This is a genomic window from Paractinoplanes maris (genome assembly GCF_023544465.1).
In the GTDB taxonomy this organism is placed as follows: Bacteria; Actinomycetota; Actinomycetes; order Mycobacteriales; family Micromonosporaceae; genus Actinoplanes; species Actinoplanes maris.
In genome coordinates, this window is the sequence record NZ_JALPVL010000016.1 from 14105 (window position 1) to 30379 (window position 16275).

Below are 16275 nucleotides of genomic sequence, written 5' to 3' on the forward strand. Positions count from 1 at the left end.
AGCCACTGGGCGACGCGCCGGTGCTGTCTTGAGCGAGCCGGACGGAGCCGCGTTATGAGCAAGTTGACCCAAGGCGTTGTGCTGTTGCTGTTCGGCGGGGCCATCCTTCGGGCGTCGGTCACCGATCTCTACCTGCGCTACGTCAAGGAGGGTTTGCGGCCTTTCCTGATCGCTACCGGACTGCTGCTCGTCGCGGCCGCCGTGATGACGATCTGGTACTCGTTACGGGAATCGTCGGACGCGGCGGACGAGCATGGGCATGAGCACCACGGGCCGGGCGTGGGATGGCTGCTGATTTTGCCGGTGCTGGGGTTGCTGCTCGTGGCGCCGCCGGCACTCGGGTCCTATGCGGCCAACCAGGCCGGCAGCGTCGTCGCGGAACCGGCGGGTGGGTCGGACTATCCCCCGCTGCCGGCCGGTGACCCGGTCGAGCTGAGCATGGTGGACTACGCGTCGCGGGCGCTGTTCGACGCGGGTAAGAGCCTCGACGGGCGCGAGCTCAGCCTCACCGGATTCATCACCATCGCACCCGACGGCGCACCCATGCTGGCCAGGATGGTTCTGTCGTGCTGCGCGGCCGACGGGCGGCCGATCAAGATCGGGCTGGACGGGCGGGCGCCGATCGACGTCCCGGCCGACACGTGGGTCCAGGTCACCGGGGTCCACACCGGCCGCACCAGCAAGGACCCGGTCAACAACGTCGACGTGGCCTATTTCGACGTGCGGACCTGGCAGGAAGTCGCGCAACCCAAGCAGCCCTACGCATGACGGCTACCGCACAACCCATGTGCCCTGCGCACGACGGCCACCGCGCAACGCAGTGTGCCCGACGCATGACGGCCGCCGCGCAACCCCCTGTGCCCGGCGCATGACGGCCACCGCGTCACCCGAGGCGCCCGCACCGGCTCGCCGTCGCCGTTGGCCGACCGCCGCCGTTCTGGTGGTCGCGCTCGCGGCCGGGGCTGTCCTGCTGTTCGGCGGCTCGCGCGTCGACCCGCCGCCGGCGCCGCCTGCCCGCACTGACGCCAAGACTGCCTGGCCGGACGCCGCGCGAGCCGACTTCGCGGCCGGGCTGCCGGACGGGCCGCTGTTCACGCCGACGATCTTCCTCGACGCGACCACCGCGGTCGGCACGGCGCCGACGCCGCAGGGCTCCGAGTCGCGACTGCTGGTCCGGTCGGGCGACCGATTGCGGGAGCTGCGCCGGCTGCCGCTGGACCAGCTGCAGTTCGAGGCGTTCACGGCCACCGACGACCAGATCTTCTGGGCCGAGTCGACGGCCGGCAAACCCGCCGTACGGCTGTGGACCGCCGACCGCAGCGGAGGCCCGCCCCGGCTGCTGACCGCGGACACCGGGCGATCAGTGTTTTTCGGCAATCAGTACGACCTGGTGGTGGCGGACGGAAGGCTGCATTGGGCCGCCGCGCCGGGCGACGTCGCCGAGGCCACCGAGGTGCGCTCGGTCCCGGTCGGCGGCGGGCCGGTCACCGTACGGAGGGAAACCGGTCAATGGGCTCTGTCGGCGTGGCCATGGCTGGTCGACGACGGCAGCACCTCGGGTGAGCCACGACTGCGCAACCTGGCCACCGCGCGGGACACGCCGATCGTCTCCGGCGGTCTCGACGTGCTCACCTGCGGTCCGGTCTGGTGCCGGGCGATGGTGATGGGCGAGGAGACCCTGACCCGCATCGACCTGGTCCGCCCGGACGGCACCGGCCGTCGCAAGATCGCGGGCGGCGCCGCCCAATCGGCGATCACCGACGTCGCCGTGCTGGACCGCTTCGAGATCCTGGCCGAACCCGGCCCCGACACCGACCTCACCGGCGCCGCGGCGCTGGTCGTCTACGACATCGCCACCGGCCGCACAGTCGACGTCGCCTCGGACGCCGACGGAGCTTTCTCGAGCGGCGGCCTGCTCTGGTGGTCGACCGCCACCGCCGACGAAGAGATCACCTGGCATTCCCTGGACCTGCGGACAGTGCCGTAGCCCCGCCCGCCTTCGAACCGGGCTTACGGATCATGACAAGTCCCACAGTGCGCGACCTTTCGCCCACCTCAGCGCGTCTCCCTGTCGGAGTTCGCCGATCGTGAGGAAGCAAGCATGCGGGTGGGCAAGGCCTTGATCGCGGCACTGCTGGTGGTTGTCGTCGCGGGGTGCAGCAACGCGGAGCCGCCCCGACCGGCCCTGAGCACTTCGGCGCCGGCGCCGGTCGCGGTCCTGCCCAGCGCGCCGGCGGCCGCCAAGCCCCAGGCCCATGCGATCGCGCTGGCCGCCCTCCCGGCGAACCTGCGCGGCCGTGTCCCGCAGTTCTCCCCGGCGCCCCCGGCCGCGACCAAGGTCAAGCTGCCCACCGACGGCACGGCTGGCTGGTATTCGCGGATCCCGACGGACCAGAAGGTCGCCTTCATCACGATCGACGACGGCTGGGTCAAGCACCCGCTCGCGCTCAAACTGTTTCAGGCGGCCGACGTGCCGGTCACCCTGTTCCTCGAGATCAACGCCATCAAATCCGACCCGCAGTATTTCGCCAAGCTGCAAGCGGCCGGCGCGACCATCGAGAACCACACGATCAGCCACCCCGATCTCCGAGGCCGTTCGTACGCGTCCCAGAAACACGAGATCTGCGGCGGCGCCGACCAGCTGGCGACGTACTACGGCCGGCGGCCGACGCTGTTCCGTCCGCCGTTCGGCACCCACGACACCACCACACTGAGGGCGGCGCACGACTGCGGGATGAAGGCGGCCTTCTATTGGAAGGAAACCACCAACAAGGGAAAGGTCCGCTTCCAGGAGGGGCCGGGCGTCAAGCCGGGCGACATCATCCTGATGCACTTCCGCGACCGCTTCGTCGACGACTTCCTCGGCGTGCTGCAGGCCATCCACAAGGCGGGCCTGACCCCGGCCCGGCTCGAGGACTACATCCCCTGACGCAAGCCCCGGCGACGCTGTTTCCCAGCTCCCAGCCTCGCCGCTCCTGGCTTTGCGGCTCCCAGCCTTGCGGCTCCTGGCTTTGCGGCTCCTGGCTTTGCGGCTTCGATGGGCACGATTGTGGGCGCCGCGGTCGGAGGACGGTCCTCCCGCGGCGCCCGGGCCTGAAGCGCGGCCGGCCCAGCCCGTTGGCCGGCCGCGCGGCTCAGGCGGTGGAACAGGCGGCGCCGTTGAGCGTGAAGCTGCTCGGGGCCGCGCTGTTCCCGGTGTGGTTGGCCTGGAAGCCGATCGAGACCGAAGAGCCGGCCGCGATCGTGCCGTTGTAGGTGACGTTGCGCGCCGTCACCTGGCCGGACGTGGGCGCGTAGGTCGCGTTCCAGCCCGAGGTGATCGTCTGCCCGGCGGGCAGGGTGAAGCCGAGGCTCCAGCCGTTGACCGCCGCGCTGCCGGTGTTGGCGATCGTCACCTGAGACGTCAGACCCGTGTTCCAGCCGCTGACGGTCGTCGACACCCGGCACGCGCCCCCGGCCGGCGGAGTCGTCGGCGGAGTCGTGGGAGGTGTGGTCGGCGGGGTGGTGGGAGGCGGGGTGGTCGGGGTCGTCGTGTCGAGGCCGAAGAACTCGATCGCCAGCCGGGCCATGCCGCTCAACGGCAGCGAGTGCCCGACACCGGCGACGCTGATGCCCTCGACCGGCGCGGTCACGGCGGAGGACCCATAACGCGTACGGGTCCATCCGCTCCGCGGCGAATCGGTGAGCACCGGCGTCTGGCTCACGCCGAGCACGTTCGTCCACTGCTTGATCTGCTCGGCGAAGTTCGGGTATTGCAGCGTGGCGTCCGTGGTGCCGTGGACGACCTGCATCCGCGGGCGCCGGCCGGTGTAGCCGGGGTAGGCTGCGCGCACCAGATCACCCCACGCCTGTGGCGTCTTGCTGACCTGGCCGTTGGCGCAGGCGCTGTTCCACAGCGAGCCGTCGGTGGTGGCGAAACAGCCGAACGGCACGCCCATGAACGCGGAACCGGCCGCGAACACGTCCGGGTAGTCGCCCAGCAACACGTTGGTGGCCATCGCGCCCGAGGAGGCGCCGGAGACGAACGTACGGCTGGGATCGGTGCCATAACGCTGTTGCACGTATCGCACCATCGACACGATGCCGGCCGGGTCGCTGGTGCTGTCGTGCTTCAGAGCGCCCGGGGTGGACACGTCGAAGCACTGGCCGGAGCGGGTCGCCGACGGGTAGACGACGAGGAAGCCGTACTGGTCGGCGAGCGAGGCGAACTCCGTACCGGAAAAGAAGGCCGGCCCGGTGCCGGTGCAGTAATGCACGGCCACCAGCAGCGCCGGGTTGGCGGCCACCCGATCCGGCACGTAGAGGTGCATGCGCAGGTTGGTGGGGTTGGCGCCGAAGCCGGTGACCTCCTGGAGGCTGGCGGCCGACGCCGGCAGGGCCGGGGCGACGAGGGCGAGGCCGGTGGCCGCCAGAGCGGCGACCACCCAGCGCCGGAGCTTGTTCATCGGGCCGTGCAGGTCGCGGACGACGGCCCGGTGCCGGTGCCCTGGAAGCCGAACTCGGTGCTGGCGCCGGCGTTGACCGAGCCGTTGTAGGCGACGTTCGAGAAGCTGACGGCACCGCTCGAACCGCTGGACTGCGCGTTCCAGGAGTTGGTGACGGACGATCCGGAGGACAGGGTCAGCCCGGCGGTCCAGCCGGCGAGCCGGGACGCACCCGCGGTGACCTTGACAGTGGCGACGAAGCCACCGGTCCACTGGTTGAGCGCGATCGTCGCCGTGCAGCCGGATCCGGTGGGCGGCGGCGGGGTCGACGTGCTCGGCGGCGGGGTGCTCGGCGGGGTGGAGCCACCGTTGAGGGCGTCCAGAGCGGCGGTGTACGCGGGCTTCTTGTTACCGCTGCCGTCGAACAGCAGTGGAGTGCCGCTGGCCCGCCACGAGTCCGAATCGCGGATGCCCCACACGGTGATGCCGTTGCAGCGGGTGACGGCCAGGCAGGCGCGCACGGCCGAGGCGTACGAGTTGGCCTGTGCCGTTCCGGAGCCCTCGATGTCGAGCTCGGTGATCTGCACGTCGACGCCCAGATCGGCGAAGCGCTGCAGGTTGGCCTGATAGTCGGCGGGCAGCGGGGAATTCGCGTTGAAGTGCGACTGGAAGCCGACGCAGTCGATGGGCACGCCGCGCGCCTTGAAGTCCTGAACCATCGCGTAGACGCCGTTGCTCTTCGCGTTCTGCCCGTCGGTGTTGTAGTCGTTGTAGCAGAGCTTGGCGGCGGGGTCGGCGGCGCGGGCGGCCCGGAACGCGACCTCGATCCAGTCGTTGCCGGTGCGCTGCAGGTTGGAGTCGCGGCGGCCGCCGGAACCGCCGTCGGCGAAGGCCTCGTTGACGACGTCCCACGAGTCGATCTGACCCTTGTAGTGGGTGGCGACCTGGGTGACGTGGTTGACCATGGCGTTGCGCAGCGCGGTGCCGCTGAGGTTCTGGGCCCAGCCCGGCTGCTGCGAGTGCCAGGCCAGAGCGTGACCGCGGACCTTGGCCCCGTTGGCCTTGGCCCGGGCGACGATCTGATCGGCCGAGCCGTACGAGAAGGAGCCCTGCGTCGGCTCGGTGGCGTCCCACTTCATCTCGTTCTCGGGAGTGACCGAGTTGAACTCGCGGTCGAGGATGCCGGAGTAGGTGGAGTCGCTGAGCTTGTACGCGGCGACGGCGGTGCCGAAGTAGCGGCCGTGCTCGGCGGCGGACGCGCCGAGCGTGGTGGCGGCCTCGGCGGCGGAGGCGACGGTGACGGCGCCGGCAGCCGCGGCCAGAGCAGCGGCGGCAGCGAGGACCCGGCGACGTCGTGGGGAACGAGTGGTGTCCATGGTGGAGCCTTCCGAGCGGACGGAGCGCTGGTGGGAGCGCTCCCGGGGATGCGACAGAAAGTGACCCGGATCGATCGAAACGTTAACGGCACGTTCCGGTATCCACAACGACCAATATTCTTTCCAGTGCGCTCCGCCGAGGCCCTGGAGGCGGCATGAGCTGCCGGAATTGGCGTCGGAGGCGGCCGTAAGTTTCGGTCAGATCGTCGGCTTTTCGTCCTGCCGGGCTCGTCCTGCGTCGCCCTTGGACGCGTGAAACTCTTCCAACATCGACAGGCGCGGGTATCCCCACGGTTTGCGCGTCACCTCGGCTCGGACGGCCGGAGAGCTCTCGAGGACGTGATGGCAGTATCTCAACCACGCGCTTTCGGGCTTGGCGGCAGGCACCGCGGAAAGATTGTGCAACCCGATGTTCAGCACATCCGCGTACATCGCCGCAACCATCTGGACTTTGCCCGCGTCAGCCTCATCCAAGGGCCGATCACTGCGCTCAGGTGCAAAATGCGGGATGAGAGAGGGATCCTCCACGAGATAATGCTGGACGTTTCGGAGGCTGTTGAGAGTCTCCTGCAACGTGGCTACGCCATCACGGGTGGCTTGGTTACCCACCTGCCTGGCCAGTGCGCGCGCCTGAAATCCGGCGAACAGCAGAGACCCGATGATACCGAAAGCACCGATGAGCGCCAATGCGGTTGCCATGGTCAGCTCTCCACTTTTGACGAGCCTTCGAAAACGCTTGTGCTGGTCAGAGTAGGCACGTTCCGCAAGTGCCGGTGCCGGCGTGATGGTTCACCGCCGAGGTGGTCGTCGCCCCGCGAATTGTCGTAGGGCGTCGATAGCATCCGCGGCATGAGTTCAGGCGTGGTGTCAGCTCGGCAGGTCCTCGACCGGTTCGATGGCGGTGATGGCTCGGCCGCCCCGTCCGCGTCGCCCGCCGAGCGGGTCGCGTGGGCCGGCGCGCTCATCGACACCGGCGATCTGGATGCCGCCACCGATCAGCTGACTGCCGCGTTGCTGACCGACGCGTCGGTGCCAGTGACACTGCTGGCCGTGGTGCGTCGCCTCACCGGCCGGCACGCCCGATCGATGGTGCGCGTCGCCATCGACAGCGGCCGGGTCACCGTGATGTCCGCCGAGTTCCATCCACGGCCGGTTGCCGGCGCGCTGGCTCACCTCGCCGCAGGATCGGACGAGGCCGAGGAGGCATTGCTGCGGGCGGCGCTCGTGGTCGGGGAGTACGAGGACCACGCGGGCACCGGCTACCGGCGGCATCGAGCGCACCGCATCGCCGCGGTCCTGGCCGTCCTGGCCGATGCGCATCGCGGCGAGCCGGAGCGGTTGGATCTCTGGGCCGCCATCCTCGGCGAGGCCGATCGTCCCCGGCTGCTCGCCGCAGCCGGGCTGCTGGGTCCGCTCGGCCTGGCCGAGATCGACCGGCGCTGCGGCGAGCCGGACGACGAGACCGACAGATACGAAGCGGTTCCGGCAGTGCGTGCCCTCGCCGAGTCCGGCCGGCTGACGGAGGCTTTGGAACTGGCCGCGCGGCTCCAGCCGTACGCCCGGCAGGAGTCCCTCGTCGCCGTGGCACAGATCGTGACGGACGACAGCGAGGCGCGGACCGTGGTGGCCGCGTTCCGGAAATGCCCCAAAGTCAGTCGGGAACGCGGCCAGCAAGGGATACACCGGCATCGACTCGCTCTGGTGCTGCTCACCTTCGGCCGGATCGACGACGCACTGAGCGAGCTGGCCAAGATGCGCGACTGTCGATACGTCGGGTTCGGTCCCGCCGAGCTGGTGGCGGAACTCGTGCAATGGTTCGGCCAGCGGCCGGAGGAGGCCACCGCCCAGCGTGTGCGGGCTCTGCTCGACGTGCTGCTGACCCCGAATGTCATCCACCAGGACCTGGCCGAGCAGGTTGCCGGTGTGCTCCACCGCGTCTTCGTGCTCGCCGATCCGGCGCTGCGAACGGAAATCGTCGACACGTACGCGGTGCCGCTCCGAGCCAAGTTGCGGTCGGAGCACGCGCTCGTCGATGTCGGCCTGGCGGCCGGACTGCTCACGATCGGCCGGGCCGAGGCAGCGATGGATGTTCTTCGCGCCGGCGCGGCGGCGACCTCGCCGGGCCGGCGACTGCCCCACATGGCGCACCCGCTGATCGAGGCAGCCATGGAGGCCGACCTGGCCGGACGCCATCCCGACCTCTTCGACGAGCTCTTCGGCACGATCGCGGCGTTGGCATTCTCCTTGCCGCCGTCGAGCTGGGACCCAGCCGTTCGTCTCGGTGCCGCCGGCCGGGAGACGGCTGCGCGGCAGCTCGATCGGTTCACCGTGCAGTTCGCCGGCCGGTGGGCCGATTGGCTCGCCGCAGCGGCAGCCGAGACCGGCGACTTCGACACCTTGCACACACTGCTGGAGAACGCGACCGGCCAACCGTGGGCCTTGATGATCAGCCGCCACCTCGCGGGGGCCCTGCAACGCCACGGCGACGCGGCTGCCGCTCACGCGCTGGCCAACGTCTGCGGCCTGCAACTCACACCGCGTGGCGCCGATTGATCAGTGACCGCAGACCTGCGGGCGCGGACGGTGCCGGCTTCGGCTTCGGCTTCGGCTTCGGCTTCGGCTTCGGCTTCGGCAACGCGTCAATGCCGCTCCGGAGGCGGAGCGAGGTCAGCGACGAGACCGTAGTGGTCGCTGATGGTGGTATGCGGCTGGTCGAATGTCCGGGCGCAGTTCATGACGCGCAGAGTTGGCCCGCCGTGAGCCCCGCAACGCACCAGGATGTAGTCGATCCGGCGGTATGGCCAATCCCAGTCGGAGCCATTCGGATTGGCCGGCACGAACGTGTCTCCGTCCGGCCGATCAGCATGTCCGTGCGTGGAGGTCCAGGCGTCGCGGTAGCAGACGCTCATACCGTCCACACCGTGATGGCCGGTGAGGAAGCGGAGGCTGTCGGCCTGCGGCTCGGCATCGAGGTCGCCCGCGAGCACCACATGCCCGGGTTGTTCGGTGAGGACGTCCTCCACGGCACGGGCGACCACGAGCGCCTGCAGGGTGCGCTCGTGTTCATGGTCGAGCTGGTAGTCAGGGAAATGATGGAGCATCCAGACGCGCCCTATCGGCTCGGGCACGAGGACTTCGATGAGAAGGGCGGTGCACGCGAAGTCATGCGTACGAGGCGTGACGCGTAAGTCCAGTTCGACGACTCGGCCCACCGGCCAGCGACTCGCCGTGGTGATGCCCTGACCATTGGGTTCGCGGGTCGCGGAGTGCACAAGGTGATACTCGGGGCCAAGAACATCGCGGGCCTGGTCGAGGGTCGTGTCCGCAGGACCCTCGGGAGCAACGATCGTCTCCTGGAGAGCGACGAGGTCGGCGTCCATATGCGCGAACTCCGCCTTCAGGACACCGCGCCGCTCAGGCCAGCGGTCCCCTTTACCCCAGACGTTCAGGGTCGCTATCCGCAGTCGTACGCCCTCTGCTCGCCCCGTCATGCTTCGATCTCACAGCATGGTCGCGCCTGACGGAAGGATTACCCATCAGGCTTGGTCGATGGGAAAAAGATGTCCGGCGGATCGGAGTCCGCCGGACATCGGAGTGCTGGTTGCTGGGATCGGTCAGTTGGTGGTGACGGCCAGTTCCTTGGCGCGCTCGGGCCACGACGGAAGCGTGGGGGCCAAGCGCAGGCCCGCCGAGGTGACGGCGGCGCGGAGGGTGGGGACGTCGGTTTCGGAGAGCTGCTGGAACGTGGTGATGCCGCTGGCGGCCAGGGCCATGGCCATCTTCGGGCCGATGCCGGCGATCTTGGTGAGGTCGTCGGGCTCGGTGATCGTGGCTACGGCGACCGGGGTGGGGACGGCGGCGACCTCGTCGGCCTCGGCGATACCGGGGACGGCGGCTGTGGTGTCCCCGGTGGAGACGACCGGCTCGGGCGCCGCGATCGGCTCAGGCGCCGCGATCGGCTCAGGCGCCGCGATCGGCTCAGGCGCCGCGATCGGCTCGGCGACCACGGGGGCCGCGACCACGGGCTCAGTGATCGGCTCGGCGACCGCAATCGGCTCGGCGACCACGGGGGCCGCAACTACGGGCTCAGTGATCGGCTCGGTCAGGGTCGCCGACGCCGGGGCGGGCTCGCCGGCGGCAAGCGGCTCGGTGGCGACCAGCGGCTCGGAGACCGCCGGGGCGGCCACCACGGCGGGCTTCGGCTTGCGGGTCCGGGTCGCGCGCGGCTTCGGGACGGGCTTGGTCGCCTCGGGCTGGGGGACGACGGGAGGCTCCGTCACGGCGACCGGCGCGGCTGCGGCCGAGACGGCGACCGGCTCGGGGCGGGCGGCGCTGATCGGCTCGCGCTCGGTGGCCGGCTCGCCGAGCGGCGTGATCGGCTCGGTGTCGACGACCGGCTCGGTGTCGACGACCGGCTCGGTGTCAACGACTGGCTCGGGCTCGGCCACGGGGTCGGTCGCGGCGATCGGCTCGGGTTTCGCGGCGGGCTGGACATCCGCGACCGGCTCGGCGATCGCGAGCGGCTCGACGTCAACATCCGTCACGGAATCGGCGTCGGCCAGCGGCTTGGAGTCCGCGCCCGGCACGGCGTCGATCAGCGGCTTGGTGTCCTCATTCGGCACGGCATCGGCGTCAGTCAGTGGGTTGGCGTCCGCGGCCGGGGTGGGGTCGGTCAGGGAGGAAGCGGCCTGTTCGGGCTGTGGCTCGTCCTCGGGGGTGGTGGCTTCGGCCGGGGCGGTGGTGGCCGAGGCGGTGGTGGCGGCGGGAATCGGCACGTCGGTGGGGGCGGGCTTGGGGGTGCGCTGGGCGCGCACGAACCAACCGGCCACGAAACCGACGACGACCCCGGCAACAAGGGAGAGGAACGATGCCATAAAAGGGCTCCGAACAATGAGAGCTGCGTATGTGGCGCGCAGCATCGCACATCCGCCCTTATGCGCACCATGAGGGTGGTACGACGGAGCGACAAAAGACGCCGCTCCGTCACCAGCCGTCAGTGGGCTGTCACGCCGGTGGCCATCCGCAAAGGACCGGAAACATCGCCGATGCTCAGCGTCGGCGGCGGGCGACTCCCACCAGGGCCACACCGCCGGCCGCCAGGGCGATCTGCAATGCCAGCTCGATCCAGTCGATGCCGCGGGTGTCGTCGACCCCGATCGCCGCGGCCAGGAACGTGCCGATGAGGGCGGCCACGATGCCGATCAGCAACGTCAGCCAGATCGAGATGCTCTGTTTGCCGGGCAGGACCAGACGGCCCAGTGCCCCGATGATGAGGCCGACGATGATGGCGGTGAAAATCCCGGAAATCTCCATAGCGGCTCCCGTCTTGGAACGGACCCCTTCAGCCTCTCACCGGCGGCACCGGCCGCAACCCTGAGAAAGCCCTTAGATCGCCGCCGCCCGCTTGGCCTTCTGGATCTGCTCGTACACGTGGGTGCGCATTTCGGTGAAGCGGGGATCGGCCCGGGTGTGCAGCTGGTCGCGCGCGGCCGGCAGGTCGACCGTGATCTCGTCCTGCACCACGGTCGGCGACGACGACAGCATCACGACCCGCTGACCCAGATAGACCGCCTCGTCGATGTCGTGGGTGATGAACAGGACGGTCACCTTCAGCCGCTGCCACAGCGCCCGCACCAGATCCTCCAGGTCGGCCCGGGTCTGCGCGTCCACCGCGGCGAACGGCTCGTCCATCAGCAGCGTCGACGGCTCGTAGGCCACCGCCCGCGCGATGGCCACGCGCTGTTGCATGCCACCGGACAACTGCCAGGGGTACGCCGTCTCGGTGCCGGCCAGTCCGACTGCGCTCAACGCCTCGTCCACGAGAGCGGACCGACGTTCCCGCGGGAGCTTCTTCTGCTTCAGCGGGAGCTCCACGTTGTCGCGCACCGACATCCAGGGGAACAGACTGCGCCCGTACTCCTGGAAGACCATCGCCAGACCCGGCGGCGGACCGCTCACCTCGCGCCCGTCCAGACGGACCGTCCCGCTGCTCGGCTCGAGCAGGCCGGCGATGCAGCGCAGCAGCGTGGTCTTGCCGCAGCCGGACGGCCCGACCAGGCAGACGAGGTCACCGCTGTCGACGGTGAAACTCAGGTCGCGCAACGCCTCGACCTCGCGCTGACCGGAGCGGTAGACCTTTTTCAACGAGGAGACCTCGAGCATGGCGTACGCCTCTCATGACCTGCGCTGCGCCTCGCGCAGACCGTGGTACCAGCGGAGGACCCGCCCCTCGGCGAGCCGGAAGAGCAGCGACAGCGCGAAGCCGAGCAGGCCGAGCAGGATGATCCCGCTCCACATCTCGGGGATCGCGAAACTGCGCTGGAACTGCACGATGGTGAAGCCGAGCCCGTTGCTGGCGGCGAACATCTCGCTGATCACCATGAGGATGATCGCGATCGAGAGCGCCTGCCGCAGACCGGCGGCGATCTGCGGGGAGGCGGCGGGGAGGATCACTCGCCCGAGGCGGGCGGGGCCGCTTATCCCGTACGCCTTCGCGGTATCGAGCTGCACGCTGTCGACCGCCCGCACGCCCTCGACCGTGTTGAGCAGCACCGGCCAGACGCACCCGAGGACGATGACGATGACTTTCATACCGTCCCCGATCCCGGCGAAGAGCATGATGACCGGCACGAGCACGGGCGGCGGGACGGCCCGGAAGAACTCCAGCACCGGCTCGACCGTGGCCCGTACCCGCCGGTTCAAGCCGATGGTGATGCCGATGGCCACGCCGATGACCGCCGCGAGCGCGAACCCGGCCAGCAGCCGCAGCAGGCTGGGGACCACGTCGGCGGTGAGCCGGTCGAGCGTCCAGGTTTCGCCGAACGACTGCAGGATCTGGCGGAGCGGGGGCGCGTAGAAGCTCTCGCTGCCCGCACTGAGCACGAACCAGGCCGCGAACAGGACAACCGGCAACCCTATGACGTACGCGACCCGCTTCACGCCGGGACCTCGCCGCGGACGGATTGATGCCAGGCCAGTGATCGGCGCTCGAAGACCCGGGCGGCCAGGTTGATGGCGACGCCGAGCAGACCGGTCACCGCGATCAACGCGTACATGAGGGGAACCGCTCCCGAGGTCTGCGCGACCGCGATCGACTTGCCCAGACCGGGCGCCCCGATGACCAGCTCGGCGGTCACGGCCAGCACCAGGGCGACGGACGCGGCCAGCCGTACGCCGGTGAAGACGTACGGCAGGGCGGTCGGCCAGAGCACGTGCCGGATCCGAGCCCACCGGCCGAACCGGAAGCTGCGCGCGGTCTCGTCGGCGATCGGGTCGACGTCGGCCACGCCGTAGAGCACCTGCACCAGCACCTGCCAGAACGCGGCGTAGACGACGAGCAGCAGCGTCGAGCCCAGATCGGTGCCGTAGAGCAGCACGGCGAGCGGGATGAGGGCCACCGACGGGATCGGCCGCAGGAACTCGATCGTCGACGCCGTCGCCGCCCGCAGCACCGGCACCGACCCGATGACGATGCCGACGGCGATCCCGGCCACCACGGCGACGGCCAGCCCGATCGCCCATCCGGTCAGGGTGTCGCCGACGGCCTGCCAGAACTGCGCGGTGCCGAGCTCGTCGCCCAGGGCGGCCGCTATCCGGCTGGTCGGCGGCAGGTAGGCGTCGTCGACCAGGCCCAGCCGCGGCAGCGCCTCGACGAGGACGAGCAGACCGGCCAGCCCGGCGACACCGAGCAGGCCGGAGCTCATCCTCACGGGAGCACTTTGGCCACGTCGGGAGTGGCGTCCCCGAAGATGCCGTCCTTCGCGCCGAGCTGGGCCAGGGTCTCGACCGACGCCTGGTTGATCTCGGTGGGCCACTTCGGGAGGGTCAGCGCGGTCCGCGTCTTCTCGTCGATCTTCGTGTAGCTGCCGAGGACCGCGCGCACCTCGTCGGGGTGGCCGTCCGCGTAGGCCAGCGACTCGTTGATCCCCTCGGTGAACCGCTTGACCAGGTCGGCGTCCTCGCCGGCGAGCTTGGCCGAGGTGAAGTAGGCCGCCACGGTCAGGTTCGGCGCCGCGTCGACGTAGTTGGACGCCACCAGCCGCCCGCCGGCCGCCTTGACCGCGGAGAGCTGCGGCTCGACGACCCACGACGCGTCGACCTGTCCCTCCTGCAGCGCGGCCGGCATGTTGGCGAACGGCATCTCGGCGAAGTTGATGTTCTTCGGATCGCCGCCGGCCTTGCGCACGGATTCCCGTACGGTGGTGTCGCCGATGTTCTTGAGGGTGTTGACCGAGACCTTCTTGCCGGCCAGGTCGGCCGCCGTCTTGATCGGGCTGTCCGCCTTGACCATGACGGCGCCGAAGTCCTTGCCCTGCTCGCCGGTCGACGCGACCCCGGCCGCGACGGTCTTGATCGGCACGTTCTTGGTCTGCGCGATCAACAGCGAGGTCATGTTGCTGAAGCCGAACTGGAACTGTCCACTGACGACGCCGGGCACGATCGCCGCCCCGCCCTGACCGCTCTCCATGGTCAGCTCGATGTTGCGGCTCTTGAAGAAGCCCTTCTGCTGTCCCAGGTAGATCGGGGCCACGTCGACGATCGGGATGACGCCGACCTTGACCTGGTCGACCCCGCCGGCGTCGGTGTCGCCGCCCGATCCGCCGGACGATCCGCAGCCGCTCGCGGAGCCGATCAGGGCGGTCAAGGCCATGGTTGTCGCTATTCCCGCGAAGACCCGTCGCATTCGTTTCCTCCGGTAAGCTGTGCGCATCGCGAACGAAAGTTCTCGATGTGAACGCTAGGATGTGCGCCGTGTCACGTCAACGATCTTCGTCAATACCGTTATGAGAGAGCCGCACCACGTCCAGTCGCTGGAACGCGGGCTCGCGGTGATCCGGGCCTTCGACGCCCGCCGCCCGGAGCTGACACTCAGCGAGGTGGCCAGGATCTGTGATCTGACCCGGGCCGCCGCCCGCCGTTTCCTGCTGACCCTGGCCGATCTGGGTTACGTGCGCACCGACGGGCGCCTGTTCAGCCTGACCCCGCGCGTGCTCGAGCTCGGCTACGCCTACCTGTCCAGCCTGTCCCTGCCGGACGTGGCCGCGCCCCACCTCGAGCGGCTGGTGTCCCAGGTCCACGAGTCCTCGTCGCTGTCCATCCTGGACGGTGACGACATCGTCTACGTGGCCCGCGTCCCCACCAGCCGCATCATGGCCGTGTCGATCAACCTGGGGACCCGCTTTCCCGCGTACGCGACGTCGATGGGCCGGGTGCTGCTGGCCGCCCTGCCGCCCGCCGACCTGGAGACCTACCTCGACCGGGTGCAGCCGGCCCGCCTGACCGCCAAGACGATCGTCTCCGCCACCGCGCTGCGGGCCGAGCTGAGCCTGGTCCGCGCCCAGGGCTACGCCCTCGTCGACCAGGAGCTGGAGGAGGGCCTGCGCGCCATCGCCGCCCCCATCCACGACCGGGCCGGCGTCGTGCACGGGGCCGTGAACGTCTCGGTGCACGCGGCCCGGGCCACGGTCGACGTGATGCGCCGCCGCCTGCTCCCCCCGCTGCTGGCCGCCACCTCGGCCATCGACGCCGACCTGCGCATCAATGGCCACCACGCCGCCCGGGCCTGATCAGGCGACCGTGCCGACCGTGACCACGGAGTTGGTCAGGATGCCCAGGGGCGGCGAGGAGATCTCGATCGTGTCGCCGGGCCGCGTGGTGAAGTCGGCGTCCGGGACGACCCCGGTGCCGGTCAGCAGCACCACGCCGGCCGGGAAGCTCAGCGACCGGAACAACCAGTCGGCCAGATCCTGGAAACCGCGGGCCATCGACGACGTCGAGGTCGTGCCGGCGAAGGCCTCCCGGCCGTCCCGCACCACCCGCAAGGCGATCGGGAACGGTCCCGGGTCCACCGCCCAGGCCGGCACGATCGCCGGTCCCAGCGCGCAGCAGCGGTCGTAGATCTTCGCCTGCGGCAGATAGAGCGGGTTCTCCCCCTCGATCGACCGGCTGCTCATGTCGTTGCCCAGGGTGTAGCCGAAGACGGCGCCGGCCGCGTTGAGCACCAGGGCGACCTCGGCCTCGGGCACGTCCCAGCCGGAGTCGGCGCGGATCCCGACGGCGTCACCGTCGCCGACCACCCGCCACGGACTCGACTTGAAGAAGAGCTCGGGACGGTCGTTGTCGTAGACGTGGTCGTAGAGGGCGCCGTGCCCGGACTCCTCCTTGCGGCCGTCACGGCTGCGCAGGTAGGTCACCCCGGCCGCCCACACCTCCTGCCGGTCGACGGGTGCGAGCGCCTCGCCCGGCAGGTCAGGGCCGGGCTCCCGGACGGCCCGCTCGACCACGGCCCGGGCCTGGTCGAGCGGCAGGGCGAGCAGGCCGGCGAGAGTTCCGTCAAGCTCACCCCAGTCGCCGTCCCGGCGTACCGCCCAGCGCGACGTGCCACCGGAGCGCAGATGGTGAATGGTGATCGACATCTGACCATCCTAAGTTCGGCGGGTCCGGAATCCGGCGCGGGAGACGACGCGGTTACGCTC

At 70.0% G+C, this 16275-nt stretch carries 16 protein-coding genes; 5 read left to right on the forward strand and 11 right to left on the reverse strand.

Features of this window, described 5'->3' with window-relative positions; translation table 11 throughout:
- Positions 1-54 precede the first annotated feature (54 nt).
- The 3 genes from NAG42_RS38195 (at position 55) to NAG42_RS38205 (ending at position 2929) form a co-directional block, all read left to right on the forward strand.
- Positions 55-768: a TIGR03943 family putative permease subunit gene (locus NAG42_RS38195; RefSeq protein WP_250037238.1), complete on the forward strand. Its 714-nt coding sequence runs from the start codon at positions 55-57 to the stop codon at positions 766-768.
- A gap of 100 nt (positions 769-868) precedes the next feature.
- The gene (locus tag NAG42_RS38200; RefSeq protein WP_250037239.1) at positions 869-1987 is read left to right on the forward strand and encodes a hypothetical protein; all 1119 of its coding nucleotides are present in this window, start codon (positions 869-871) and stop codon (positions 1985-1987) included.
- Between the two features lie 114 nt (positions 1988-2101).
- The gene (locus tag NAG42_RS38205; RefSeq protein ID WP_250037240.1) at positions 2102-2929 is read left to right on the forward strand and encodes a polysaccharide deacetylase family protein; all 828 of its coding nucleotides are present in this window, start codon (positions 2102-2104) and stop codon (positions 2927-2929) included.
- 205 nt (positions 2930-3134) lie between these two features.
- Here the strand turns inward: NAG42_RS38205 and NAG42_RS38210 are convergent, their stop codons facing one another.
- From NAG42_RS38210 to NAG42_RS38220, 3 genes are all read right to left on the reverse strand, one after another.
- Positions 3135-4445, reverse strand: coding sequence for an extracellular catalytic domain type 1 short-chain-length polyhydroxyalkanoate depolymerase (locus NAG42_RS38210; RefSeq protein WP_250037241.1), 1311 nt, complete (start codon positions 4443-4445; stop codon positions 3135-3137).
- Positions 4442-5800, reverse strand: coding sequence for a glycoside hydrolase family 10 protein (locus NAG42_RS38215; RefSeq protein WP_250037242.1), 1359 nt, complete (start codon positions 5798-5800; stop codon positions 4442-4444). Before NAG42_RS38215 ends, NAG42_RS38210 begins: the two co-directional genes overlap by 4 nt.
- A 198-nt stretch (positions 5801-5998) precedes the next feature.
- Positions 5999-6499, reverse strand: a complete 501-nt coding sequence (locus tag NAG42_RS38220) for a hypothetical protein (RefSeq protein WP_250037243.1) — start codon at positions 6497-6499, stop codon at positions 5999-6001.
- 150 nt (positions 6500-6649) lie between these two features.
- Here NAG42_RS38220 and NAG42_RS38225 point away from each other — a divergent pair, with 150 nt between their 5' ends.
- A complete protein-coding gene (locus NAG42_RS38225) occupies positions 6650-8353 on the forward strand; it encodes a hypothetical protein (RefSeq protein ID WP_250037244.1) in 1704 nt (567 codons plus the stop codon).
- 86 nt (positions 8354-8439) lie between these two features.
- Here NAG42_RS38225 and NAG42_RS38230 read toward each other — a convergent pair whose 3' ends face one another.
- The 7 genes from NAG42_RS38230 to NAG42_RS38260 all read right to left on the reverse strand — a co-directional run bounded on the left by NAG42_RS38230 (position 8440) and on the right by NAG42_RS38260 (position 14450).
- Entirely contained in the window at positions 8440-9291 is an 852-nt protein-coding gene (locus NAG42_RS38230; protein ID WP_250037245.1) for an endonuclease/exonuclease/phosphatase family protein, read from the reverse strand.
- 123 nt (positions 9292-9414) lie between these two features.
- On the reverse strand, positions 9415-10674 hold the full coding sequence (locus NAG42_RS38235) for a helix-hairpin-helix domain-containing protein (RefSeq protein WP_250037246.1): 1260 nt from the start codon (positions 10672-10674) through the stop codon (positions 9415-9417).
- 175 nt (positions 10675-10849) lie between these two features.
- Positions 10850-11113: a GlsB/YeaQ/YmgE family stress response membrane protein gene (locus tag NAG42_RS38240; protein WP_250037247.1), complete on the reverse strand. Its 264-nt coding sequence runs from the start codon at positions 11111-11113 to the stop codon at positions 10850-10852.
- 72 nt (positions 11114-11185) lie between these two features.
- A complete protein-coding gene (locus NAG42_RS38245; RefSeq protein WP_250037248.1) occupies positions 11186-11962 on the reverse strand; it encodes an ABC transporter ATP-binding protein in 777 nt (258 codons plus the stop codon).
- A gap of 12 nt (positions 11963-11974) precedes the next feature.
- Positions 11975-12739: an ABC transporter permease gene (locus NAG42_RS38250; RefSeq protein ID WP_250037249.1), complete on the reverse strand. Its 765-nt coding sequence runs from the start codon at positions 12737-12739 to the stop codon at positions 11975-11977.
- The gene (locus NAG42_RS38255; RefSeq protein WP_250037522.1) at positions 12736-13503 is read right to left on the reverse strand and encodes an ABC transporter permease; all 768 of its coding nucleotides are present in this window, start codon (positions 13501-13503) and stop codon (positions 12736-12738) included. The genes NAG42_RS38250 and NAG42_RS38255 overlap by 4 nt, the downstream gene beginning before the upstream one ends.
- 2 nt (positions 13504-13505) lie before the next feature.
- The gene (locus NAG42_RS38260) at positions 13506-14450 is read right to left on the reverse strand and encodes an ABC transporter substrate-binding protein (RefSeq protein WP_250037250.1); all 945 of its coding nucleotides are present in this window, start codon (positions 14448-14450) and stop codon (positions 13506-13508) included.
- Between the two features lie 133 nt (positions 14451-14583).
- On the opposite strand from NAG42_RS38260, the gene NAG42_RS38265 reads away from it, so the two are divergent.
- On the forward strand, positions 14584-15366 hold the full coding sequence (locus tag NAG42_RS38265; protein ID WP_250037251.1) for an IclR family transcriptional regulator domain-containing protein: 783 nt from the start codon (positions 14584-14586) through the stop codon (positions 15364-15366).
- Here the strand turns inward: NAG42_RS38265 and NAG42_RS38270 are convergent, their stop codons facing one another.
- A complete protein-coding gene (locus NAG42_RS38270) occupies positions 15367-16215 on the reverse strand; it encodes a fumarylacetoacetate hydrolase family protein (RefSeq protein WP_250037252.1) in 849 nt (282 codons plus the stop codon). It abuts the gene before it with no gap.
- Positions 16216-16275: the final 60 nt, after the last annotated feature.